We start from the raw sequence: 19,502 nt of genomic DNA, 5'->3' as shown, positions 1-19,502 counted from the left end.
GTCACTGCGGCTGCGGCTGAAGCCGCCCCACGGGTGCCCGCTCCGCCGTCCCCGTCGGCATGGCCGGATGGAGACCCAGCAGCACGATCCCGGCCACCACGGCCAGGAGACCGCCCGCCTCCCAGCTCATGGCCACCGCGTCGGTCCGCAGCCGGTCGCCCAGGAAGCCGACGCCGCAGATGATCCCGGCGATCGGCTGGGCCGCGGTCAGGGCGGGCAGTGACTTGCGCAGGGACGCGGTCTCGAAGGCGCTCTGCACGAGGAGCAGCCCCGTGACGCCCAGCGCGAGCACGGCGTACGGCTGCCAGCCGGTCAGCAGCTCGGTGAAGCCGCCCTCGGAGAACTTCTCCCCGCTCACCCGGGTCAGCGCGTCCTGCACGCCGTAGAGCAGCCCGGCGGCCAGGGCCAGCAGCACCGGCCCGGAGCTCAGCCGGGAGCGTTTCGCATGCGCCGTGAACAGCAGGGCGAGCCCGACCATGGCCCCGATGATCAGCCACTGTCGCGTCGGATCGGCCGTCGCGGCGCCGCCCTGCGGCTCGCCCGCCACGATGAACGCGCTCACCCCGCCCGCCAGCAGCAGCAGTCCCGCCCAGCCCTGGCGGCCGAGCGGCTGCCGGGTCTGCCGGCGGGACAGCGCGAGCGCGAACAGCAGGTTCGTCGCCAGCAGCGGCTCCACCAGCGACAGCTCGCCCTGCCCCAGCGCGGCGGCGCCCAGCGCCATGCCGACCACCATCAGCGCGATACCGCCGAGCCAGCGCGGCACCTTCACCAGGTCGACCAGCAGCCGGAAGGACAGGAAGTCGTTGAGCGGGGCGCGCTGGGCCGCGTTCTGCTGGAGCACGAAGCCGAAGCCCAGACAGCAGGCGGCACTCACGGCGAGCACCAGTACTAGAACCGACACGCGGTGTACCTCGATCGTCAGGTCGGGTCACTATGGCGTAGGGGCCGACTGTACCGGCCGGCTTCGCCCGGCGCGCCCGTACGTCGTCCCATCGTGCGGGGCGCTGACCACTCAGCACTATGACGCACGCCACAAAGGGCGAAACGGATAAATCGGATGCCCGTCACATCCTCCTCTGCTCTCTCGCTGATCACAAAACCCTCACTCGTAACAGCAGTTGACGCGTGTAACGCCCTTGTGACTCTTGACGTCAACCGTTGGCTGGGGGTTGGCTGTGTGTGATCAGTTCATGGCGAAGCGCACACACGCGCTCCATCAACGGCCGTGAGCCGGAACACAAGAAGAGCGCGTGAGGAAGTTCCGCGGTGCCCCCACCCCCGCCTCCCCTCGGCCGTGGCCGCAGACGTGCGTCTCAGGCCTTCGACGAGGCCCTCGACGACGCCGACCTCGTGGCCGCGCGCGCCGCGCTGGCGCAGGGCCGCTGGCAGAACGCCCGCTCCCTGCTGGTGCACACCGGAGACGACTGGGACCGGCGCGGCCACCGCGTCACGGTCCTGGCCCGGGAGTCCTACTGCGCCGCATGGTCCCGCGAGTGGCTGCTCGCCGAACCCGAGTCCGCCGACGCCTCCGTCCTGCTCGCCCTCGCCCAGGTCCGGCGGTCCCTGCACGGCAAGGGCAAGCCGGTCCGGGCCCGCGAGGCCTGTGAGACCGCCGCCGCCCGCGCCCCCGCCGACCCCACCCCCTGGCTCGGCCTGCTCCTGCTGGAGTGCGCGGTCGGCACCGACCAGGACGTGGTCCGCGCCTTCGAGCAGGTCCGCGCCCGGTACGCCGACCACCACCACGCCCACCACCTGATGGTCGCCCGGCTCGCCGCACGCCGCACGGAGGCCGGCCCGGATCCGCTGCACGAGGTCTACGAGTTCGCCAACTGGGCCGCCGAACAGGCACCAGCCGACTCACCGCTCGCGATCCTGCCGGTCATCGCCCACGCCGAGCGCTTCCGCGTGCTGGCCGCCGCCGAATACGAACCCGCCGACCCGGCCGCATCGGGGCACTGGACCGGCCGCCGCGCCCGGCAGGTGATGAAGGCCGCCTTCGACTGGTGGCTGGAGTGGGAACTGGAGGGGCATCCGCGCCGGCTGATCGACCTGAACTTCCTCGCCCACGCCAAGTTCTGCGAGGGGCGGGGCGCCGAGGCCGCCGCCCTGTTCCACCGGATCGGCCGGCACGCCACCCCCGCGCCCTGGTCGTACCCGGACCGCGACCCGCACACCGCCTTCGCCGCCGCCCGCGCCGCCGCGCTCGGCGCGGCCTGACACCCCCGGAAATCCAGAAGTGAGGACGCTCTCCCGATGACCACGGACAGTTCGAGCACGAGCACATCCGCCCCGGGCGGCATCAGTACGTTCAAGGGGCAGGAGCGCGCCCTGCGCGCCGACCGGCTCGGCACCGGGGGCCTGCTGCTCTCCGTCCTCGCCGCGACCGCCCCGCTCATGGTGGTCGCGGGTGTCATGCCCACTACATTCGCGGTGATGGGCATCGTCGGCCAGCCGCTGCTCTTCGTCGTCCTCGGCGTCGTACTGATCCTGTTCAGCATCGGCTACGCCGAGATGAGCCGCCACGTCCACAACGCCGGCGCCTTCTACGCGTACATCTCCCGCGGCCTCGGCGGCACCGCCGGCGCGGGCGCCGCCCTGGTCGCCCTCGTCGCCTACAACGCGCTCCAGATCGGCATCTACGGCATCTTCGGCTTCGAGGTCTCCGGGCTCCTCGCCACCTACGCCGAGGTGGAGATCGCCTGGTGGATACCGGCGCTCGTGGCCGCGCTCGCCGTCGGTCTGCTCGGCTGGCTGAAGATCGACGTCAACGCGCGCGTGCTCGGCGTGCTGCTCGTCATCGAGGTGCTCCTCGTGGTGATCTTCGACGTCGCCGCCCTCGCCGACCCCGGCAAGGAAGGCCTCTCGCTGCACGCCTTCAACCCGGACACCCTCACCGGCGCGGGCGTCGGCACCGCGCTGTGCTTCTGCATCGCCGCGTTCCTCGGCTTCGAGCAGGCGCCCGTGTACGCCGAGGAGACCAGCCGCCCGCACGTCCTGGTGCCGCGCGTGATGTTCCTCGCCGTCGGCGGGGTCGCCGTCTTCTTCGCGCTGAGCAGCTGGGCCCTCACCGTCGCCACCGGCCCCTCCGCGATCATCGGCACGGCACAGAAGCAGAGCGCCGGGCTGCTGTTCTTCCTCACCGACTCCCGTCTCGGCGGCACCTTCACGGACGTCCTGCACGTCCTGTTCGTCACCGGCATGTTCGCCGCGCTGCTCAGCTTCCACAACGTCGTCGCCCGGTACGCCTTCGCCATGGGCCGCGAGGGCCTGCTGCCCACCGCCTTCGGCCGCACCAGCGGCACCAGCGGTGCTCCCGGCACCGGCTCGCTGCTCCAGACCGTCGTGGCCGTGGTGGTCGTGGTCGCCTTCGCGATCGCCGACGACGGGCCGGTCGGCGACCCGACGGCGCCCGTCCTGCACCTGTTCACCTGGTTCGGCAACATCGGCGCCCTCGGCGTGATCGTGCTGATGGCGGCTGCCTCCCTGTCGGTCGTCGTCTTCTTCGTCCGCCGGGGCGCCGCGGGCGCCCAGGCCTGGCGGCTGGTCACCTCCGCGCTGGCGGGCCTCGCCCTGCTCGTGATCGCCGGCTACACGGTGAAGGACTTCGAGGTCCTCGTCGGCGCCGGCCCGGGCTCCTCGCTGAGCTGGGTGCTGCCCGGCACCATCGGCCTGGCTCTGGTCGCAGGCCTGGCCCTGGGCCTGGTGCTGCGCGCCCGCGCCCCCGAGAAGCACGCCCGGATCGGGCTCGGCAACGAGGCGTTCCAGCTGGACAAGGCCGCGTCGTCCTGACCCCGGCCACGTAAGAAGTGGTTACGGAACTCTGACGAGCACCCGCGGCCCCTGTCCTACAGGGGCCGCGGGTGCTCGAATGAGAACGTGAACGAGGACGTACATGAGGGCGTGAACGACGGACAACCCCCACAGCGGGGCACCCCGGTCGGCCGCCGCGTCTTCCTCGGCACCCTCGGGCTGGGCGCACTCGGCGTGGTCGCCGCGCCCCGGCTGCAACGCGGCCTGGAGGGCTTCCTCGGCGGCGCCGCCGACAAGGACCCCACCGGCCTGACCGGACTGCTCCCGAACGGCGGCGGCTTCCGCTACTACTCGGTCGCCTCGTCCGTGCCGCGCAAGAACGCCGACAACTACCGCCTCGAGATCGACGGACTGGTCGACCGCCCCACCACCTACACCCTGGCCGACCTCAAGGCCCTGCCCCAGACCCGCATGGTCCGCGACGTCCAGTGCGTCACCGGCTGGCGCGTCCCAGACACCCCCTTCGAGGGAGTACGCCTGTCCCGGCTGCTCGACGCGGCCGGGGTCCGCCCCACGGCCAAAGCCATCCGTTTCACCTGCTTCGACGGCACGTACACCGAGAGCCTCACCCTCGACCAGGCCCGCCGCGCGGACGTCCTGGTCGCCCTGCGCATGCAGGACGAGGACCTCGGCCACTCCCACGGCGGCCCGGTCCGGCTCTACGTGGCGCCCATGTACTTCTACAAGTCCGCCAAGTGGCTCTCCGGCATCACCGTCACCGACGAGGTCCGGCCGGGTTACTGGGAGGAGCGCGGCTACGACGTCGACGCCTGGGTGGGACGCTCGAACGGACGTGACGATGAGCCTACGAGCTGACACCACGGTCGCTGTCAGGCGCTTCAGCCGAACCGAGCGCTGGGTACACCGCACGACGGCCGCGCTCATGGGCGTCTGCGTACTGACGGCGGCCTGCCTCTACGTCCCCCAGCTCGCCGAACTCGTCGGCCGCCGCGCCCTCGTCGTCACCCTGCACACATGGGCCGGCCTCGCCCTGCCCGTCCCGGTCCTGGCGGGGCTCGCCTCCCGCGCCCTCCGTACCGACCTGGGCCACCTCAACCGCTTCGGCCCGCACGACCGCACCTGGCTGCGCGCCGCCCTGCACCGCGACAAGCGGCACGCGTCCCGCCCCGCGGGCAAGTTCAACGCCGGCCAGAAGATCTACGCGGCCTGGATCGCCGGCGCCACCCTCGTCATGCTCGGCACCGGCCTCATGATGTGGTTCACCCACCTCACTCCACTCCTGTGGCGCACCAGCGCGACCTTCGTCCACGACTGGCTGGCCCTCACCATCGGCATAGTCCTGGCCGGCCACATCGGCATGGCCCTGGCCGACCCGGAATCGCGCAGAGGCATGCGCACAGGCTCGGTGAGCAAAGAGTGGGCAAACCGAGAGCACTCCCTGTGGCGCCCGTAGCTATCGCCCTTGGCTGAGACCGCCATTCGGGGGCGCAGTACCGGGAAGGGGGCAGGTTAGCCGTTACGTGCGAGTGCCCCGCGGGCGCTGTTCCGCGGGGCCTCTTGGTGTCTGGTGAGCGAGGCGCACCCGCCCTGCCCCATCCTCGCCCTCGCGCCTACGTCGAACGCCGGACCGAGGAAGGGTTGTCCAAGAAGGACATCATGCGCTGCCTCACACGGTTCGTCGCCCGCAAGGAATACTCTGACCAACCGGGACGAATCACTCAAAGCAGCCTCACTCCAGTGGCTTGGCAACCATAGGAGCATCCACGGTCAGGCCGACACCACCCATTCAACTTCAGTAGCTAAGGTGCCTCTATGTCTTCTTTCTCAAGAAGTGTGGCAAATTCCAGATTTGCACACCTTGCCGCATTTCCGTTTCGGGCCGCTCATGTCGCGCGTTTTGATGCTCGGATCCTGGCGCTGTCCGGTCGCTGGCTCGTCCGTTCTCGCGAGCACACCAACTACACCTTCCATCTCGAGCCGCTGAATCTGGAGCACCTTGCCTGGTGGGTCGCGGATGTGGCCGACGTACATGTGACCGACGCCCGCAAGTACATGGCTGAGGCCGAGGACGACGAGCAGTTGAAGCGCCATGTCCAGGCCGCCACTCTCGCCAGCAGCCGACGCCGACTGGCCGACACCGAGGTACGTCTGCACAAGCGGCTCGGTTGGTACGCCCTCGTCCGTGCGCTGCGGCCCCTGCATGTCGTGGAGACCGGCACGGACAAGGGGCTCGGCGCTGTGGTACTCGCAGCCGCACTCCTGCGCAACGGAGAGGGCCGGCTCACCACGATGGATGTGAACCCGAACGCCGGTTACCTCATTCAGCGCGAATACGCGACGGTCACCACGCTGACCATTGCCGACTCTCTCCAGGCCATCCCGAAGTTGCCGCGCCCGGTGGACTTCTTCCTGCACGATAGTTGCCACACCCGTACACACGAATTCGCGGAGTACCAGGCTGTGGCACCACTTCTCAGTGAACGGGCGGTCGTCCTCAGTGACAACTCGCACGGCAGTGATGCGCTGCCGACATGGGCGGAGGCGACCGGAAGACGATTCTCGTACTTCCAGGAACGGCCGGTCGGTCACTGGTATCCCGGAGGCGGCATCGGACTTGCGCAGTCCCTGCTCCAGGCTCGCGATCGATAGCCGACCCTGGTTCTGCTTGTTCCTCCAGCGTTGCCCCGACCCGCCATGCCCATCGGCAACGCTTGACGTGCGCAGAGTCCGGCGGACGACCCCGCGGAGGCGTCAAGGTCGCGACAGCGCGCAGCGTAGTCCAGCTGGGCGTCTCTTGGCCGACCGCCTCGACGAGACAGTCGATGTTCGAGGCGATCAGGAGCCAGGAGCACCGCGGCAGCAGGCTCAGGCGGGCAACGGCATCTGCCAGTGCTCCCGCTTCCAGGGCCATCATGGCCTGGACGTCGGCAGAGTCCGGCTTCAGCGGCACCGTGGCCTCGCGCACCAGGTCGACAATCGCCTCGGTGGTCTCACGGCGGACCTTGAACCAGCCTCTGGCACCCACGCCTGGAACTTCCATCCAGGAGGTCAGCCACTCCTGGGCGACAACCGGATCGGTCGTCATCGGGCACAGCGTCCACGGCGGCGTCAGCCCACGCTCGCAAAACAGGCCCTCCAAGGCGGCGCGGCGGTGCTCGTACGCTTCGGCGAGCAGCTCCTGGCCGTCACGAAATGTCCGCCACAGCCCAGGGGCGCGGGGAACTGCGCGACCAACCACAACGCACCCGCACCCGCGCGACAACAACAACCCCTACGGCGCCACGGCGAAATCCAACAGCACCTTGCAGGACCGGCTCCGATCAGCGGCCAGCGCAAAAGCACCCTCGGCCTCCCCCACGGGAACCACCGCACTGATCAGCCCATCGAACACCGCCTCCCCCGCAAGCAGCTCAAGCGCCTGATCGAACTCCCCGTCGAAGCGAAACGCCCCCCGCAACTCGATCTCCCGACTCACCACCAGGTTCCCCGCGAACGCACTGTGCCCCGGCGGCAGCATCCCCAACTGCACCACGACCCCACCCCGCCGCACCCGCCGCAGACACGTGTCGAGCCCCGCCGCCACCCCGGACGCCTCGATCGCCACGTCCACTTCATCGGGCCACCCGGAGTCGTCCGGGTCATCGGCCCGTACGACCGTCCCGGCACCGGCGATCCGGGCGTACTCCAGCGCCTCGGGCAGCAGATCCGTGACGGTCACCCGCGCGGCCCCGGCCGCCTTCGCCGCCGCGACCACGAGACAGCCGATGGGTCCGGCACCGGTCACCAGGACGTGCCGCCCGGCCACCTGCCCGGCCCGCCGCACCGCGTGCAGGGCGACGGACAGAGGTTCGGCGAGCGCGGCCCGGCGCAGCTCCAGCCCGTCCGGCAACGCCCGCAACTGCCCGCAGGGCACGACCACTTGCGCCGCGAATCCCCCCTGCACATGCGGAAAGCGCGCCGCACTGCCCAGATACCGCGTGTCCCGGCACACGTTCCGCCGACCGTCCGAGCACTCCGGACACACCCCGCACGGCGTCGCCGGATGCACGGCGACAGCGGCACCCGGTGCCGGTCCCGAGGCGCCGGCACCGTACTCGACCACCGTCCCGACCACCTCGTGCCCGAGCACCATCGGCTCCCGGAGCCGGAAGTCGCCGACCCCGCCGTGCCGCCAGTAGTGCAGATCGGACCCGCACACCCCGCCGTAGCGGACGGCGACCAGCGCCTGCCCCGGCCCGGGCTCGGGGACCGGCAACTCCGCCACGCGCAGGTCACCCTGACCGTGGATCACACAACCCAGCATCACAGCCTCCCGGCAGGTGGTCACAACACGCTCGTCATACCGCCGTCGACGTACAGCACCTGCCCGCTGACGAAGTCGGCCGCGGGGGAGGCGAGGAACAGCACCCCGCCCACCAGGTCCCGGGTGCGGCCCCAGCGGCCGGCCGGGGTGCGTCGCCGCACCCAGGCACTGAACTCCTCGTCCTCGACCAGCGGCCGCGTCAGCTCGGTCTCGATGTAGCCCGGGCCGAGCCCGTTGACCTGCACACCGCTCGGACCCCAGTCCGCGCACATGCCCTTGGTGAGCATCTTCAGCGCGCCCTTGGTGGCGGCGTACGGGGCGATCCCGGGCCGTACCACCTCGCTCTGCAACGAGCAGATGTTGATGATCTTGCCGTGGCCGCGTTCCGTCATCCGGCGCGCCGCCTCCCGGCCGACCAGGAAGGCACTGGTCAGATTGGTGTCCAGGATCCGGTGCCAGTCGGAGTCGGTGAACTCCAGCAGCGGGGCGCGCAGTTGCACGCCCGCGTTGTTGACGAGGATGTCGAGCGGGCCCACCCGCTCCTCGACGTCAGCGATCCCGTCCGCCACGGACGATCCGTCGGTCACGTCGAACGCCGCAGTGTGCACCCGGTCGCCGGGCAATCCGGCGGCGGCCTCGGCGAGCCGGTCCTTGTCGCGTCCGTTGAGGACGACCGTGCAGCCGGCCTCCGCCAGACCACGCGCGAGCGCGAGTCCGATGCCCCGGCTGGAACCGGTCACCAAAGCCGTACGGCCGCTGATGTCGAAGAGGGGGTGAGCCGTCATGGCCGTGGCACTCCTAGATCACGAGGGACAAGAGCAGGACGATGCCGCCGGCGACCACCGAGATGATCGTCTCCATGACCGACCAGGTCTTGATGTTCTGGCCGACACTCAGCCCGAAGTACTCCTTCACCATCCAGAACCCGGCGTCGTTGACATGGCTGAAGAACAGCGAGCCGGCGCCGATGGCGAGGACCAGCAGGGCCGCGTGCGTGGTCGACATGTCGGCCGCGAGCGGGGCGACCAGACCGGCGGCCGAGACGGTCGCCACCGTCGCCGAACCGGTCGCCAGCCGGATCGCCACCGCGATCAGCCAGGCCAGCAGCAGCGCGGGAATCGACCAGTCCTTGGAGATGTCCAGGACCATCTGGCCCACCCCGGTGTCGATCAGGGTCTGCTTGAAGCCGCCGCCCGCGCCGACGATCAGCAGGATGCCCGCGATGGGCATGAGGCTCTTCTCGACGAGCGGCGAGATCCGCTCCTTGGAGAACCCGGCGGGCCGCAGCAGCGTGAAGATGCCGACCAGCACCGAGGCGAGCAGCGCGATCATCGGGGCGCCGATGACGTCGAAGACGCGTTGGACCAGGTTCTCCGGGTCGTCGATGACGATGTCGACCAGCGCCTTGGCGAGCATCAGGATCACCGGCAGCAGGACCGTGAACAGCGTGGCGCCGAAGCCGGGACGCTTCTCCAGGTCCTCCGAAGCACGCTGCGGAATCATGCGGTCCGGGGCGGGGACGTCCACCCAGCGGGCCGCGTACCGCGAGAACAGCGGGCCGGCGATGATCACCGTGGGTATCGCGACGAGGACACCGAGGGCCAGCGTCACTCCGAGGTCGGCCTTGACCGCGTCGATCGCGACCAGTGGACCGGGGTGCGGCGGCACCAGGCCGTGCATCACGGACAGGCCCGCGAGCGCCGGGATGCCGATGCGCATCAGCGAGTAGTTGCCGCGCTTGGCGACCATCAGCACCACCGGGATCAGCAGCACGATGCCGACCTCGAAGAACAGTGGCAGCCCGATCACGGAGGCGATGAGCACCATCGCCCACGGCATCGACCGCCCGCCGGCCTTCGCGAGGATGGTGTCGACGATCTGGTCGGCGCCCCCGGAGTCGGCGAGCATCTTGCCGAGGACGGCACCGAGGGCGATCAGCACGCCGACGCCGGCGACCGTGGTGCCGAGGCCGGTGCTGAAGCTGGTGAGGACCTTGTCCAGCGGTGCCCCGGCGATCGCGCCGAGCGCCAGCGACCCGATGGTCAGCGCCAGGAACGCGTGCAGCTTGGACTTGGTGATGAGCAGGACGATGACGGCTATGCCCGCCAGGACGGCGATGCCCAGCTGAGCGTGGCCGGCCGAGGTGATCGGCTCGGGTGCGTCCGCTGCCAGCATCTCGACGCTGAGTCTGGTCACGGGGTGGGTTCCCTTGCGTTGGAGGGGACTGGGGGAGGGGGCCGGCAGGGGTTACTGGACGGGTTCGGGGAGGTCTTCCAGGGCGAGCGCCGCCCGCTCGGTGATCTCCTCCGGGCTGCCCGAGACGTCCACGTCGACCCCGGCCTCGTCCGCCTGAAGCGGCTGGAGCGTGGCGAACTGGGAGTCGAGCAGCGCCGTGGGCATGAAGTGCCCCTGCCGGTGCGACATCCGGTCCTCGATGAGCGCGCGGTCACCCGTGAGGTGCACGAAGACCACGCCGGGCGCGGCGGCCCGCAGCCGGTCGCGGTACGACCGCTTCAGCGCCGAGCAACTGACCACCCCGCCGAGCCCGGCCCGCCTGTGCGCCCACGCGCCGATGGCGTCCAGCCAGGGCAGGCGGTCCTCGTCGGTGAGCGGTGTACCGGCCGACATCTTGGCGATGTTGGCCTGCGGGTGGAAGTCGTCGCCTTCGGCGTACGGAACGCCGAGCCGGGCCGCGAGCAGGGGACCGATGGTGGTCTTGCCGGTGCCGGCGACGCCCATGACCACGACGACGTGGGGGGTGTTCATCGCTGCCTCACTGTCTGCTGTCTCCGTCGACACGTGATGTCGACGCAACTGAAACCCATTAGGTACGACGAATTCAAGAGTCGGTGACGAATAAGTCTGACTTTTTATCTCCGTGATCTACCCCGTACGCTGAGTGCATGAGCACACCGGGCCGGGGGCTGCACGGCCATGTCTTGGACACCCTCGGCCCCGAGATCACGGCGGGCGAGTATCCGCCGGGCAGTGTCCTGCGCACGGACGAGCTCGCCCAGCGCTTCGACGTGTCACGCTCGGTGATGCGCGAGGCGGTCCGCGTCCTGGAGTCCATGCATCTGGTCGAGTCCCGCCGCCGCGTGGGCGTGACGGTCCGCCCGACGTCGGAGTGGAACGTCTACGACCCCCAGGTCATCCGCTGGCGCCTGGCCGGCAAGGACCGCGCCCGGCAACTGCGCTCCCTCACCGTGCTGCGTTCGGCGATCGAACCGGTCGCCGCGGGCCTCGCCGCCCGGCACGCCACGTCCGAGCAGTGCGCCGAACTCACCCAGTGCGCCCTCGGCATGGTCGCCAACTCACGTGGTCACAAGCTGGAGGGGTACCTCGTCCACGACATGGCCTTCCACCGCGTCATCCTGGACGCCTCCGGCAACGAGATGTTCGCCCGCCTCGGCGATGTCGTCGCCGAGGTTCTGGCCGGCCGCACCCACCACGACGTGATGTTCGAGGACCCCGACCCGGCCGCCGTCACCCTGCACGTCCAGGTCGCCGAGGCGGTCCGCGCGGGAGACGCGGTCCGCGCGGAGGAACTGACCCGCGAGATCACGGTCGGCGCCCTCCAGGAACTCGACATCCTCGCGCCGTAGCGCCCGCTACGGCAGATACTCCCCGTCGATGTACACCCATGCCCCGTCGACCCGCTCGAACCGACTCCGCTCGTGCAGCGAGCCGCCCCGGTACGAGGCCCGGAACTCCACGGTCCCGACGGAGTGGAACGCCGACCCGTCTCTCGTGTCCAGGATCTCCAGCCCGGTCCACCGCATCCGCGGATCCAGCTCCAGCGTCGCGGGCCGCGTCCGCGGATGCCATGTCCGGAGCAGATACCCGGCGTCCCCCTTCACGAAGGCGCTGTACCGCGACCGCATCAGCGCCTCGGCGGTCGGCGCGGCGGCGGAGCCGGAGTGGTAGCGGCCGCAGCACGCCTCGTAGGCCTCGGGGAGCCCGCAGGGGCAGGAACGCCTGGTCATGGTCACCTCTTCGCGACAACGCCTGAGGGCCGTGACCTCGCGGTCACGGCCCTCAGCTTCGTGTGTCCGAGGGGGGACTTGAACCCCCACGCCCGATAAAGGGCACTAGCACCTCAAGCTAGCGCGTCTGCCATTCCGCCACCCGGACAAGGTGTCTGTCGCGCGGGTTCTCCCCGCGGCGACGACGTAAACATTACCAGGCTCTCAGGGGTGGCCGATCACCCCCCGCCCGCACCCGGCCGGGCGTGAACGACGTGTGACGGGCCGGGAGCGCTCTTGGGGAGCGGGCCGGGGAGAGAGAGGATGAGGGGGACCCACCAGCAGTGACACCGGGAGGAAGCACGTGAGCGAGACGGACACGGCCAGGAGCGTCACCGGCGAGGACGAGGTCGTGGACCTCTGCCGCGAGCTGATCCAGATCGACACCAGCAACTACGGCGACCACTCGGGTCCGGGCGAGCGCAAGGCGGCGGAGTACGTCGCCGAGAAGCTCGCCGAGGTGGGGCTCGAACCGCAGATCTTCGAGTCGCACCCGGGCCGCGCCTCCACGGTGGCCCGGATCGAGGGCGAGGACCCGTCCCGGCCCGCGCTCCTCATCCACGGCCACACCGACGTCGTACCGGCCAACGCGGACGACTGGACCCACCACCCCTTCTCCGGAGAGATCGCCGACGGCTGCGTGTGGGGCCGCGGTGCCGTCGACATGAAGGACATGGACGCGATGACCCTCGCGGTCGTCCGGGACCGGCTGCGCAGCGGGCGCAAGCCCCCGCGCGACATCGTCCTCGCGTTCCTCGCGGACGAGGAGGCGGGCGGCACCTACGGCGCCAAGCACCTCGTGCGGAAGCACCCTGAACTGTTCGAGGGCGTCACCGAGGCGATCGGCGAGGTCGGCGGGTTCTCCTTCACGGTCAACGAGAAGCTGCGGCTCTACCTCGTCGAGACCGCCGAGAAGGGCATGCACTGGATGCGGCTCACGGTCGACGGCACGGCCGGCCACGGCTCGATGACCAACACCGACAACGCGATCACGGAGCTGTGCGAGGCGGTCGCCCGGCTCGGCCGGCACACCTGGCCGGTCCGGGTCACCAAGACCGTACGGGCCTTCCTCGACGAGCTCTCCGACGCGCTCGGCGTCGAGCTGGACCCCGAGAACATGGACGAGACCCTCGCCAAGCTCGGCGGCATCGCGCGCATGATCGGTACGACCCTGCGCAACTCGGCGGCCCCGACCATGCTGGGCGCCGGCTACAAGGTCAACGTCATCCCCGGCCAGGCCACCGCGCACGTCGACGGCCGCTTCCTGCCCGGCTACGAGGAGGAGTTCCTCGCCGACCTCGACCGCATCCTCGGCCCGCGCGTGCGGCGGGAGGACGTGCACGCCGACAAGGCGCTGGAGACCGACTTCGACGGCAGGCTCGTCGACGCCATGCAGACCGCGCTGCGCGCCGAGGACCCGATCGCCCGGGCCGTGCCGTACATGCTCTCCGGCGGCACCGACGCCAAGTCCTTCGACGACCTCGGCATCCGCTGCTTCGGCTTCGCTCCGCTGAAGCTGCCGCCGGAGCTGGACTTCGCCGGCATGTTCCACGGCGTGGACGAGCGGGTGCCGGTGGAGGGCCTGAAGTTCGGAGCTCGGGTGCTCGACCGGTTCATCGACGCGTCCTGAAAGCGGCCATACGAAGCACCGCTATTCGGTCGGGTGTGCGAGATCGACTGGGAAGGGTGAATGCGACCATAAGCTCGTAGCTTCATTACTCCCTCCTCGTTACAGGTAATGCGATCGCAAGATGGGTCGTTTTGCCAACTAGGAGGAATAATGATCAAGAAGGTCGTCGCTGCTGCGGCTGCCACCGGTGGGCTGGTTCTCGCGGGCGCGGGCCTGGCCGTTGCCGACTCGGGTGCCCAGGGTGCCGCCGCGCACTCCCCGGGCGTCGTGTCCGGCAACGTCATTCAGGTGCCCGTTCACGCCCCGGTGAACGTCTGCGGCAACACGGTCTCCGTGATCGGGCTGCTGAATCCCGCTTTCGGCAACACCTGCGTCAACAAGTGACGCTCCCCCCTCTTTGAGGGGAGTTCCAAGCCACCGGTCCCGGAGCGCGTGCCATGCGCTCCGGGACCGAACGCTTCTTTCGAGGAATTCGAGAAGAATTCGAGACAGGTCGAAGGCAGGTATTCAGGAATGCGACAGGTCACCCGCAAGGGTCTGATGACAGTGGCGGCCGCGACCGGCGTGATCGCCGCCGCGGGCGGCTCCGCTCACGCCGACTCGGGTGCGCAGGGCTCCAGTTCGGGCTCGCCCGGCGTGCTGTCCGGGAACACGGTGCAGGCGCCGGTGCACACGCCGGTCAACGTGTGCGGGAACACGGTCAATGTGATCGGTGTCCTCAACCCGTCGGTGGGCAACTCGTGCGCCAACCAGGGCGGTGGATCGTCGTCGGGAGGATACGGCGAATCAGGCGGTCACGGCGGCTCGCACGCCGGCGGCCATGCCAGTGACTCGCCCGGCGTCGGCTCGGGCAACCATGTCGAGGCGCCGCTCCACGTGCCGGTGAACGTCTGCGGCAACAGCGTCGACGTCATCGGCGTCGGCAACTCCAGCACGGGCAACGACTGCGCGAACGGCGGCTCCGGCGGGCACCACGGCAACCCGCCCGGCGGCGGCAACGAGAACCCGGGCCACCCGGGCACCCCCGGGAACCCGGGTGGCCCTGGAAACCCGGGCCACCCCGGTGATCCGGGCGATCCCGGAAACCCGGGCAACCCCGGTGATCTTGGAAACCCGGGTGCCCCCGGCACCCCCGGAAACCTTGGCGATCCCGGCACCCCGGGCACGCCGCTCGGCGCGGACGGCGAGGCGCCGGGCGGCTCCGCGCACGGCAACCAGCCGGGCGGCCAGTTCGTCACCCAGCCCAGGGGCGACTCGCAGCTCGCCAGCACCGGCAGCGACCTGCCGCTCGGCCTCGCCCTGTCGGCCGGCGCGGGCGCGCTGCTCGCGGGCTCGATCCTCTACCGCAAGGCGCGCACCTCGGCCTGACAGCCCCGGAAAGGCCTGACGGCCCCGGAAAACGGAGCGGGCCCCGCCGACGCGGGGCCCGCTCCCGTGTGTGCCTTCTCCCAGTGCGCCGTCTCAGCTCACCACGTAGCCCGCACCTGGCGGATGATCCGCCGACGCAACCGCACCTTGCGGCTGCCGTCGCGCAGCAGGCTCAGACGGTGCAACTCCCAGTGTCCGTACTCCGCGTGGTCCGTCAGCAGACGTGCCGTTTCCTTGCGGGAGACCCCACGCGGTACGTACACGTCGACAAATTCGTATTCCGGCATCGCATCTATTGTGCGGGCTGGGGCCTGGTACGGATAGCGTCTGCACTATGTCTGATGCTGCGCAGCCCACCGCTGCCGAGGTACGCGCCGCCGCCGAGGCGGTCAAGACCGCGCTCGACCGCCACCTGGCCGCGGTCGAACGCAGGTCGGGGGAGGACGACCCGGCCGTCTACGAGGCGTTCAACCAGCTGGCCGCGGCCGCAGAGGTGTACGACGAACTGCTCTACGACCGTTACGACGAGGTCACACCCTTCGAGATCCCCGGTACGGAGGACGCGCTGCCCCCGTACACCGGGCCCGAGGAACCGAACGCGCTGAGCGTACTGATCCGCCGCGACTACGCGGTGGCGGAGCCGCAGCGGCTGCTCGCGCAGGCGCAGCGGATCGAGTCCGCGGAGGGGGAGGACGGCCCGGCGGCCTCCGGGACGATCCATGGTGCGCTCGGCCTCCTCTTCGGCGAGTTCGAACCCGACGAGATCGCCTCCCGGCACAAGGAGTTCGGGCTGGAGGAGGGCGACTCCACGCTCTGGGTGACGGCGGCGGAGGAACCGGCCGAACCCGGCGAGTGGCTGGAGGCGCCGTTCGAGCAGGTCGATCCGCAGAGTGTGGTCTGCCGCTTCGACGTCAGTGCCGTGTTCGACGACGAGATCGGCATCGACGACGACGATGACGACGACGATGACGACGACGATGACGACGACCCGGAGGAGCTGGCGGAGGACCTCGACACCGATCTGGACGAGGACGAGGATCTGGAGCCGCTGGACGCCGACCGCCGCTGAGCGCACGCGTCGGCCACTCGACGGCGGTGGTCACGGGGACGACCCGTGACCACCGCCGTCGTCGTCAGCCGCTGATCTGCGGAGCGAGCAGCACCGGGAGCCGGGTCGTGCGGGGCTTCGCCGGAACCTCGGCCACGGCCCTGGCCAACGCCTGTTCCACACCGTGCACGACGGACAGATGGCGGTCGGCGCGCCCGAACGCCGTGTACACCCACGGCCGGCTGAGGGCCTGCGCGGCATCGCCGGGCAGCACCACGACCACCGCGGGCCACCGGCTCCCCACCGCCTGGTGCGCGGTGAGCGCCCAGCCGTGCCGCACGGACTGCTCCACCCGCTCCTTGGGTACGACGACGCCCTCGCCCTCGCACGACAGGTGCAACCCTTCGGCGTCCGCCTTCACCACGCGGCCCGGCAGCGCACGGCCCGGCACGGGGGAGTAGACGATCCGGTCACCGGGGTCGAAGCCGCCGAAGCGGCCCGGGCCCGGGTTGAGCCGCTCCTTCAACGCCGCGTTGAGCGCACGCGTGCCGACGGCGCCGCCGTGCCCCGGTGTGATCACCTGTGTCTCCTCGGCAGGTACGCCGATCGCCCGCGGCACCGAGTCCACGACGAGCTGCACCGTCCGGTGCACGGCCTCGCCCGCATCCCGCACGGGCACGATCACGACCTCCTTGCCGGGGGCTTCGACCTGGTTCAGCTCGCCGATACCGATACCGGAGACCAGCTCGCCCAGCGGCCCGGGATCCGGCCGCCGCGAGGCGACCTGCGGGCAGATCCGCGCCGCGAGCAGATCCGCGAACACCCGGCCCGGGCCCACGGACCACAGCACTCCCGGGTCCCCGACCAGCACCAGCCGCGCCCCGTCCGGCAGCGACTCCGTCAGCAGTGCGGCCGTCTCGACATCCAGCTGCGGCGCGTCGAGCACGACGAGCAGATCGAGATCCAGCGCCCCGTCGGCATCCCGGCCGGGTCCCTCGACACCGGACAGCAGTCCGGCGACGGTGGCGACGGGGGAGTGGGTGCCGGGGGGCGGGGTGCCGGGCGCGGCCTCGGACCGGCGCAGCAGGGCCGCGAAGCGGGTGCGGCCGATCGGGCCGTGGGTGGCGGCCCAGGCGCGCAGGCCGAGGGCGCGCGCGGCGGTCAGCAGCGCCGCGGGCTCGGGCAGGGAGGCCTCGCCGCCGGTGTGCAGGACGAGGCCATGAGCGGCGACCGCGCGCAGCAGCTCACCCGTCGAACCCTGGGCCGCGGCGGCGCCCCGCTCCCAGTTCTCGGCCGAACCGTCCTGCTTGGGCACCGAGTTCACCAGCCGGGCCAGACCGTCGGCCAGGCTCTCCTCCGCGAGCGCGTACCGCTCAAGGCCGACCAGGACACGGACCGGACGCTCCTCGTCCTCCTCCGTGCCCTCCTCCTCGGCCCGGGCCGGCACGGCACCGGTCTCCTCCAGCGCGTCCTGGAAGACCAGCGCGTCGCCCTCCGCGATCGCGTCCTGCACGGCGCTGTCGGGGTCCGGCACGCCCCGCTGGGCCAGGGCCGCGAGGAGCGCCGGCATCTCCAAGGCGGTGTGCCCGGCCAGGGCCGCCTGTTCCAGGAGCCAGACGGTGACGGCCCGGCCCCGCCGCTCGTCGTCCGGACCGCACTCGGCGCCGAGCAGGGCACGCGCGAAGCCGTCGGCCTGCTCGGGCCGCACGCCGGCGATCCGCAGCAACTGCCAGGGGTCCGCGCGCAGCAGCTCGTCCGCGCCCTCGCCGAGTGCCGCGGCCACCTGCGGCGCCAGCACCTCGGGGGCACCGCCCTCGCCGAGCACCTGCCGTACGGCCTGCACCGCCGCCGGCGCGGGAGCCGTAGACGCGGCGACTGCCTCCGCGGCCACCGGCTGCGGCCGTCGTACCGGCTCCGGGGCGGAGCGCCGGGGGGCGCGCTCGGGCTCCTCGAACACCGTGGCGGCCGGCTTCTCGCCGCTCTCCACGGCCCGCACGGCCGCGAGCAGATCGGCGGCCTTGCCGCTCAGCTTGGTGCCGGCCTCGATCGGCGTCTTCTTCTCGGCCTTGCGCTGCTCGATACGCTCCCGCTCGGCGCGCTGGGCCCGCAGCTCGGCCTCGGCCGCGGACACCTCGCCGGAAGCGGCTGCCTCACCTTCGGGCCCCTCGGCCGCGGACACCTCACCAGAGCCGGCCGCCTCATCTTCGGCCCCCTCGGCCGCGGACACCTCGCCGGAACCGGCTGCTTCCCCCTCGGTCCCCTCGGTCTCCGCACCACCGGTCGGCGTCCCCGGCTCGGCGTCGTCCGTGGTCTCCGGCTCCGTGCTCACAGCGTGCTCCAGTCGTGATCGGGATAGCGGTGCACAGGCGCCGACACGTCGTCGAGCGCCCGGCAGATCTCGTCAGGAAGACTAAGGGTCTCCACTGACAATGCCGCCGTGAGCTGCAGAGCGTTGCGCGCGCCGACGATGGGCGCGGCCACCCCCGGCCGGTCGCGGACCCAGGCCAGCGCCACCTGGAGCGGTGTCACCGCGAGACCGTCGGCCGCGGTCGTCACGGCGTCCACGATCCGCCTCGCCGTGTCGTCCAGATAGGGCGCGACGAACGGCGCGAGGTGCTCCGAGGCACCGCGCGAGTCCGGCGGCATCGTGTCGTTGCGGTACTTGCCCGTCAGCACCCCGCGCCCCAGCGGCGAGGACGGCAGCAGCCCGATACCCAGGTCCAGCGCGGCCGGCAGCACCTCGCGCTCGACGCCCCGCTGGAGCAGGGAGTACTCCAGCTGCGTAGCCGCCAGCCGGCTCCGGGTGCCGGGGGCCGCCAGCTGCCAGGTCGCCGCCTTGGCCAGCTGCCAGCCGCAGAAGTTGGAGACGGCGGCATAGCGGGCCCGGCCGCTCGCGACCGCGAGGTCGAGGGCCTGGAGAGTCTCCTCCAGCGGGGTGTCCGGGTCGAAGGCGTGCACGTGCCACAGGTCGACGTAGTCGGTGCCGAGCCGGGAGAGCGAGGCGTCCAGCGCGGAGAGCAGATGACCGCGGGAGGTGTCGAAGCGGCGGTCGGGGTCCGGCACGCTGCCGGCCTTGGTCGAGATGACCAGGTCCCGGCGGGCCACCAGGCCGTCCATGAGCTTGCCGAGCAGGTACTCGGCCTCTCCGTCGCCGTACACGTCCGCGGTGTCGACGAGGGTCCCGCCCGCTTCCCAGAACGTCTTCATCAGGTCCGCGGCGTCGTGCTCGTCGGTGTCCCGTCCCCAGGTCAGGGTGCCGAGCCCGATCCGGGACACACGCAGGCCGGTGCGGCCGAGATGCCTCTGCTCCATGAACGCCGAGATTACTGGCCAGAACCTTCCGTGTGGGGGGCTGTG

19 protein-coding genes and 1 tRNA gene are annotated in these 19,502 nt (G+C 71.0%); 10 read left to right on the top strand and 10 right to left on the bottom strand.

The genetic code is table 11. The features are described 5' to 3' along the window. Window position 1: 1 nt before the first annotated feature. A complete protein-coding gene (locus ACZ6TU_RS21280; protein ID WP_467675690.1) occupies window positions 2-901 on the bottom strand; it encodes a DMT family transporter in 900 nt (299 codons plus the stop codon). A gap of 365 nt (window positions 902-1,266) precedes the next feature. Here ACZ6TU_RS21280 and ACZ6TU_RS21275 point away from each other — a divergent pair, with 365 nt between their 5' ends. The 5 genes from ACZ6TU_RS21275 to ACZ6TU_RS21255 all read left to right on the top strand — a co-directional run bounded on the left by ACZ6TU_RS21275 (window position 1,267) and on the right by ACZ6TU_RS21255 (window position 6,420). Then, window positions 1,267-2,217: a hypothetical protein gene (locus tag ACZ6TU_RS21275; RefSeq protein WP_467675688.1), complete on the top strand. Its 951-nt coding sequence runs from the start codon at window positions 1,267-1,269 to the stop codon at window positions 2,215-2,217. A 36-nt stretch (window positions 2,218-2,253) separates the two neighbouring features. Continuing rightward, complete coding sequence (locus ACZ6TU_RS21270) at window positions 2,254-3,789, top strand: APC family permease (RefSeq protein WP_469550225.1); 1,536 nt, start codon at window positions 2,254-2,256, stop codon at window positions 3,787-3,789. Between the two features lie 87 nt (window positions 3,790-3,876). Continuing rightward, on the top strand, window positions 3,877-4,626 hold the full coding sequence (locus tag ACZ6TU_RS21265) for a molybdopterin-dependent oxidoreductase (RefSeq protein ID WP_467675684.1): 750 nt from the start codon (window positions 3,877-3,879) through the stop codon (window positions 4,624-4,626). Then, window positions 4,610-5,224, top strand: coding sequence for a cytochrome b/b6 domain-containing protein (locus ACZ6TU_RS21260; RefSeq protein ID WP_467675682.1), 615 nt, complete (start codon window positions 4,610-4,612; stop codon window positions 5,222-5,224). Before ACZ6TU_RS21265 ends, ACZ6TU_RS21260 begins: the two co-directional genes overlap by 17 nt. A gap of 599 nt (window positions 5,225-5,823) precedes the next feature. Then, the gene (locus ACZ6TU_RS21255) at window positions 5,824-6,420 is read left to right on the top strand and encodes a class I SAM-dependent methyltransferase (protein WP_467675919.1); all 597 of its coding nucleotides are present in this window, start codon (window positions 5,824-5,826) and stop codon (window positions 6,418-6,420) included. A 622-nt stretch (window positions 6,421-7,042) separates the two neighbouring features. Here the strand turns inward: ACZ6TU_RS21255 and ACZ6TU_RS21250 are convergent. From ACZ6TU_RS21250 to ACZ6TU_RS21235, 4 genes are read right to left on the bottom strand one after another with little or no spacing between them, the layout of a single operon-like run. Then, complete coding sequence (locus ACZ6TU_RS21250) at window positions 7,043-8,074, bottom strand: L-idonate 5-dehydrogenase (protein ID WP_467675678.1); 1,032 nt, start codon at window positions 8,072-8,074, stop codon at window positions 7,043-7,045. Window positions 8,075-8,094: 20 nt separating this feature from the next. Continuing rightward, on the bottom strand, window positions 8,095-8,859 hold the full coding sequence (locus tag ACZ6TU_RS21245) for an SDR family oxidoreductase (protein ID WP_467675677.1): 765 nt from the start codon (window positions 8,857-8,859) through the stop codon (window positions 8,095-8,097). A gap of 13 nt (window positions 8,860-8,872) precedes the next feature. Next, on the bottom strand, window positions 8,873-10,270 hold the full coding sequence (locus ACZ6TU_RS21240; RefSeq protein ID WP_467675675.1) for a GntP family permease: 1,398 nt from the start codon (window positions 10,268-10,270) through the stop codon (window positions 8,873-8,875). 51 nt (window positions 10,271-10,321) lie between these two features. Continuing rightward, window positions 10,322-10,840 (bottom strand): gluconokinase, encoded by a 519-nt coding sequence (locus tag ACZ6TU_RS21235; RefSeq protein WP_469550221.1) that lies wholly within the window; start codon window positions 10,838-10,840, stop codon window positions 10,322-10,324. Window positions 10,841-10,977: 137 nt separating this feature from the next. On the opposite strand from ACZ6TU_RS21235, the gene ACZ6TU_RS21230 reads away from it, so the two are divergent. After that, on the top strand, window positions 10,978-11,679 hold the full coding sequence (locus ACZ6TU_RS21230; protein WP_467675671.1) for a FadR/GntR family transcriptional regulator: 702 nt from the start codon (window positions 10,978-10,980) through the stop codon (window positions 11,677-11,679). A gap of 6 nt (window positions 11,680-11,685) precedes the next feature. Here the strand turns inward: ACZ6TU_RS21230 and ACZ6TU_RS21225 are convergent, their stop codons facing one another. Both ACZ6TU_RS21225 and ACZ6TU_RS21220 read right to left on the bottom strand, forming a co-directional pair. Continuing rightward, a complete protein-coding gene (locus tag ACZ6TU_RS21225; RefSeq protein ID WP_469550219.1) occupies window positions 11,686-12,060 on the bottom strand; it encodes a YchJ family protein in 375 nt (124 codons plus the stop codon). A gap of 63 nt (window positions 12,061-12,123) precedes the next feature. Further along, window positions 12,124-12,208: transfer RNA gene (locus tag ACZ6TU_RS21220), tRNA-Leu, on the bottom strand. Between the two features lie 195 nt (window positions 12,209-12,403). On the opposite strand from ACZ6TU_RS21220, the gene ACZ6TU_RS21215 reads away from it, so the two are divergent. The 3 genes from ACZ6TU_RS21215 (at window position 12,404) to ACZ6TU_RS21205 (ending at window position 15,097) form a co-directional block, all read left to right on the top strand. Beyond that, window positions 12,404-13,729 (top strand): M20/M25/M40 family metallo-hydrolase, encoded by a 1,326-nt coding sequence (locus ACZ6TU_RS21215; RefSeq protein WP_467675667.1) that lies wholly within the window; start codon window positions 12,404-12,406, stop codon window positions 13,727-13,729. A gap of 150 nt (window positions 13,730-13,879) precedes the next feature. Then, complete coding sequence (gene chpH, locus ACZ6TU_RS21210) at window positions 13,880-14,113, top strand: chaplin ChpH (protein ID WP_467675665.1); 234 nt, start codon at window positions 13,880-13,882, stop codon at window positions 14,111-14,113. A gap of 129 nt (window positions 14,114-14,242) precedes the next feature. Then, window positions 14,243-15,097 carry a chaplin gene (locus tag ACZ6TU_RS21205; RefSeq protein ID WP_467675663.1) on the top strand — a complete coding sequence of 285 codons (855 nt, stop codon included), beginning with the start codon at window positions 14,243-14,245 and terminating at the stop codon, window positions 15,095-15,097. Between the two features lie 98 nt (window positions 15,098-15,195). Here the strand turns inward: ACZ6TU_RS21205 and ACZ6TU_RS21200 are convergent, their stop codons facing one another. Beyond that, window positions 15,196-15,384 carry a DUF5703 family protein gene (locus ACZ6TU_RS21200; RefSeq protein ID WP_010045410.1) on the bottom strand — a complete coding sequence of 63 codons (189 nt, stop codon included), beginning with the start codon at window positions 15,382-15,384 and terminating at the stop codon, window positions 15,196-15,198. 47 nt (window positions 15,385-15,431) lie between these two features. Here ACZ6TU_RS21200 and ACZ6TU_RS21195 point away from each other — a divergent pair, with 47 nt between their 5' ends. Beyond that, window positions 15,432-16,166, top strand: coding sequence for a hypothetical protein (locus tag ACZ6TU_RS21195; protein WP_469550215.1), 735 nt, complete (start codon window positions 15,432-15,434; stop codon window positions 16,164-16,166). A 64-nt stretch (window positions 16,167-16,230) separates the two neighbouring features. Here the strand turns inward: ACZ6TU_RS21195 and ACZ6TU_RS21190 are convergent, their stop codons facing one another. Together ACZ6TU_RS21190 and ACZ6TU_RS21185 are read right to left on the bottom strand one after the other, a co-directional pair. After that, the gene (locus ACZ6TU_RS21190) at window positions 16,231-18,474 is read right to left on the bottom strand and encodes a helix-hairpin-helix domain-containing protein (protein ID WP_469550213.1); all 2,244 of its coding nucleotides are present in this window, start codon (window positions 18,472-18,474) and stop codon (window positions 16,231-16,233) included. Beyond that, window positions 18,471-19,457, bottom strand: a complete 987-nt coding sequence (locus ACZ6TU_RS21185; RefSeq protein WP_467675657.1) for an aldo/keto reductase — start codon at window positions 19,455-19,457, stop codon at window positions 18,471-18,473. Before ACZ6TU_RS21185 ends, ACZ6TU_RS21190 begins: the two co-directional genes overlap by 4 nt. Window positions 19,458-19,502 lie beyond the last annotated feature (45 nt).

This window comes from Streptomyces sp. NPDC052064 (assembly GCF_055585925.1).
This window is presented reverse-complemented; position numbering and strand designations above follow the sequence as displayed.

What these genes read in the sequence shown, in the direction of transcription:
- ACZ6TU_RS21270 (WP_469550225.1), top strand. Translation starts at nt 2,254, where the DNA reads ATGACCACGGACAGTTCGAGCACGAGCACATCCGCCCCGGGCGGCATC.
- ACZ6TU_RS21260 (WP_467675682.1), top strand. Translation starts at nt 4,610, where the DNA reads ATGAGCCTACGAGCTGACACCACGGTCGCTGTCAGGCGCTTCAGCCGA.
- ACZ6TU_RS21255 (WP_467675919.1), top strand. Translation starts at nt 5,824, where the DNA reads ATGGCTGAGGCCGAGGACGACGAGCAGTTGAAGCGCCATGTCCAGGCC.
- ACZ6TU_RS21250 (WP_467675678.1), bottom strand. Translation starts at nt 8,074, where the DNA reads ATGCTGGGTTGTGTGATCCACGGTCAGGGTGACCTGCGCGTGGCGGAG.
- ACZ6TU_RS21245 (WP_467675677.1), bottom strand. Translation starts at nt 8,859, where the DNA reads ATGACGGCTCACCCCCTCTTCGACATCAGCGGCCGTACGGCTTTGGTG.
- ACZ6TU_RS21235 (WP_469550221.1), bottom strand. Translation starts at nt 10,840, where the DNA reads ATGAACACCCCCCACGTCGTCGTGGTCATGGGCGTCGCCGGCACCGGC.
- ACZ6TU_RS21230 (WP_467675671.1), top strand. Translation starts at nt 10,978, where the DNA reads ATGAGCACACCGGGCCGGGGGCTGCACGGCCATGTCTTGGACACCCTC.
- ACZ6TU_RS21225 (WP_469550219.1), bottom strand. Translation starts at nt 12,060, where the DNA reads ATGACCAGGCGTTCCTGCCCCTGCGGGCTCCCCGAGGCCTACGAGGCG.
- chpH (WP_467675665.1), top strand. Translation starts at nt 13,880, where the DNA reads ATGATCAAGAAGGTCGTCGCTGCTGCGGCTGCCACCGGTGGGCTGGTT.
- ACZ6TU_RS21205 (WP_467675663.1), top strand. Translation starts at nt 14,243, where the DNA reads ATGCGACAGGTCACCCGCAAGGGTCTGATGACAGTGGCGGCCGCGACC.
- ACZ6TU_RS21200 (WP_010045410.1), bottom strand. Translation starts at nt 15,384, where the DNA reads ATGCCGGAATACGAATTTGTCGACGTGTACGTACCGCGTGGGGTCTCC.
- ACZ6TU_RS21195 (WP_469550215.1), top strand. Translation starts at nt 15,432, where the DNA reads ATGTCTGATGCTGCGCAGCCCACCGCTGCCGAGGTACGCGCCGCCGCC.
- ACZ6TU_RS21185 (WP_467675657.1), bottom strand. Translation starts at nt 19,457, where the DNA reads ATGGAGCAGAGGCATCTCGGCCGCACCGGCCTGCGTGTGTCCCGGATC.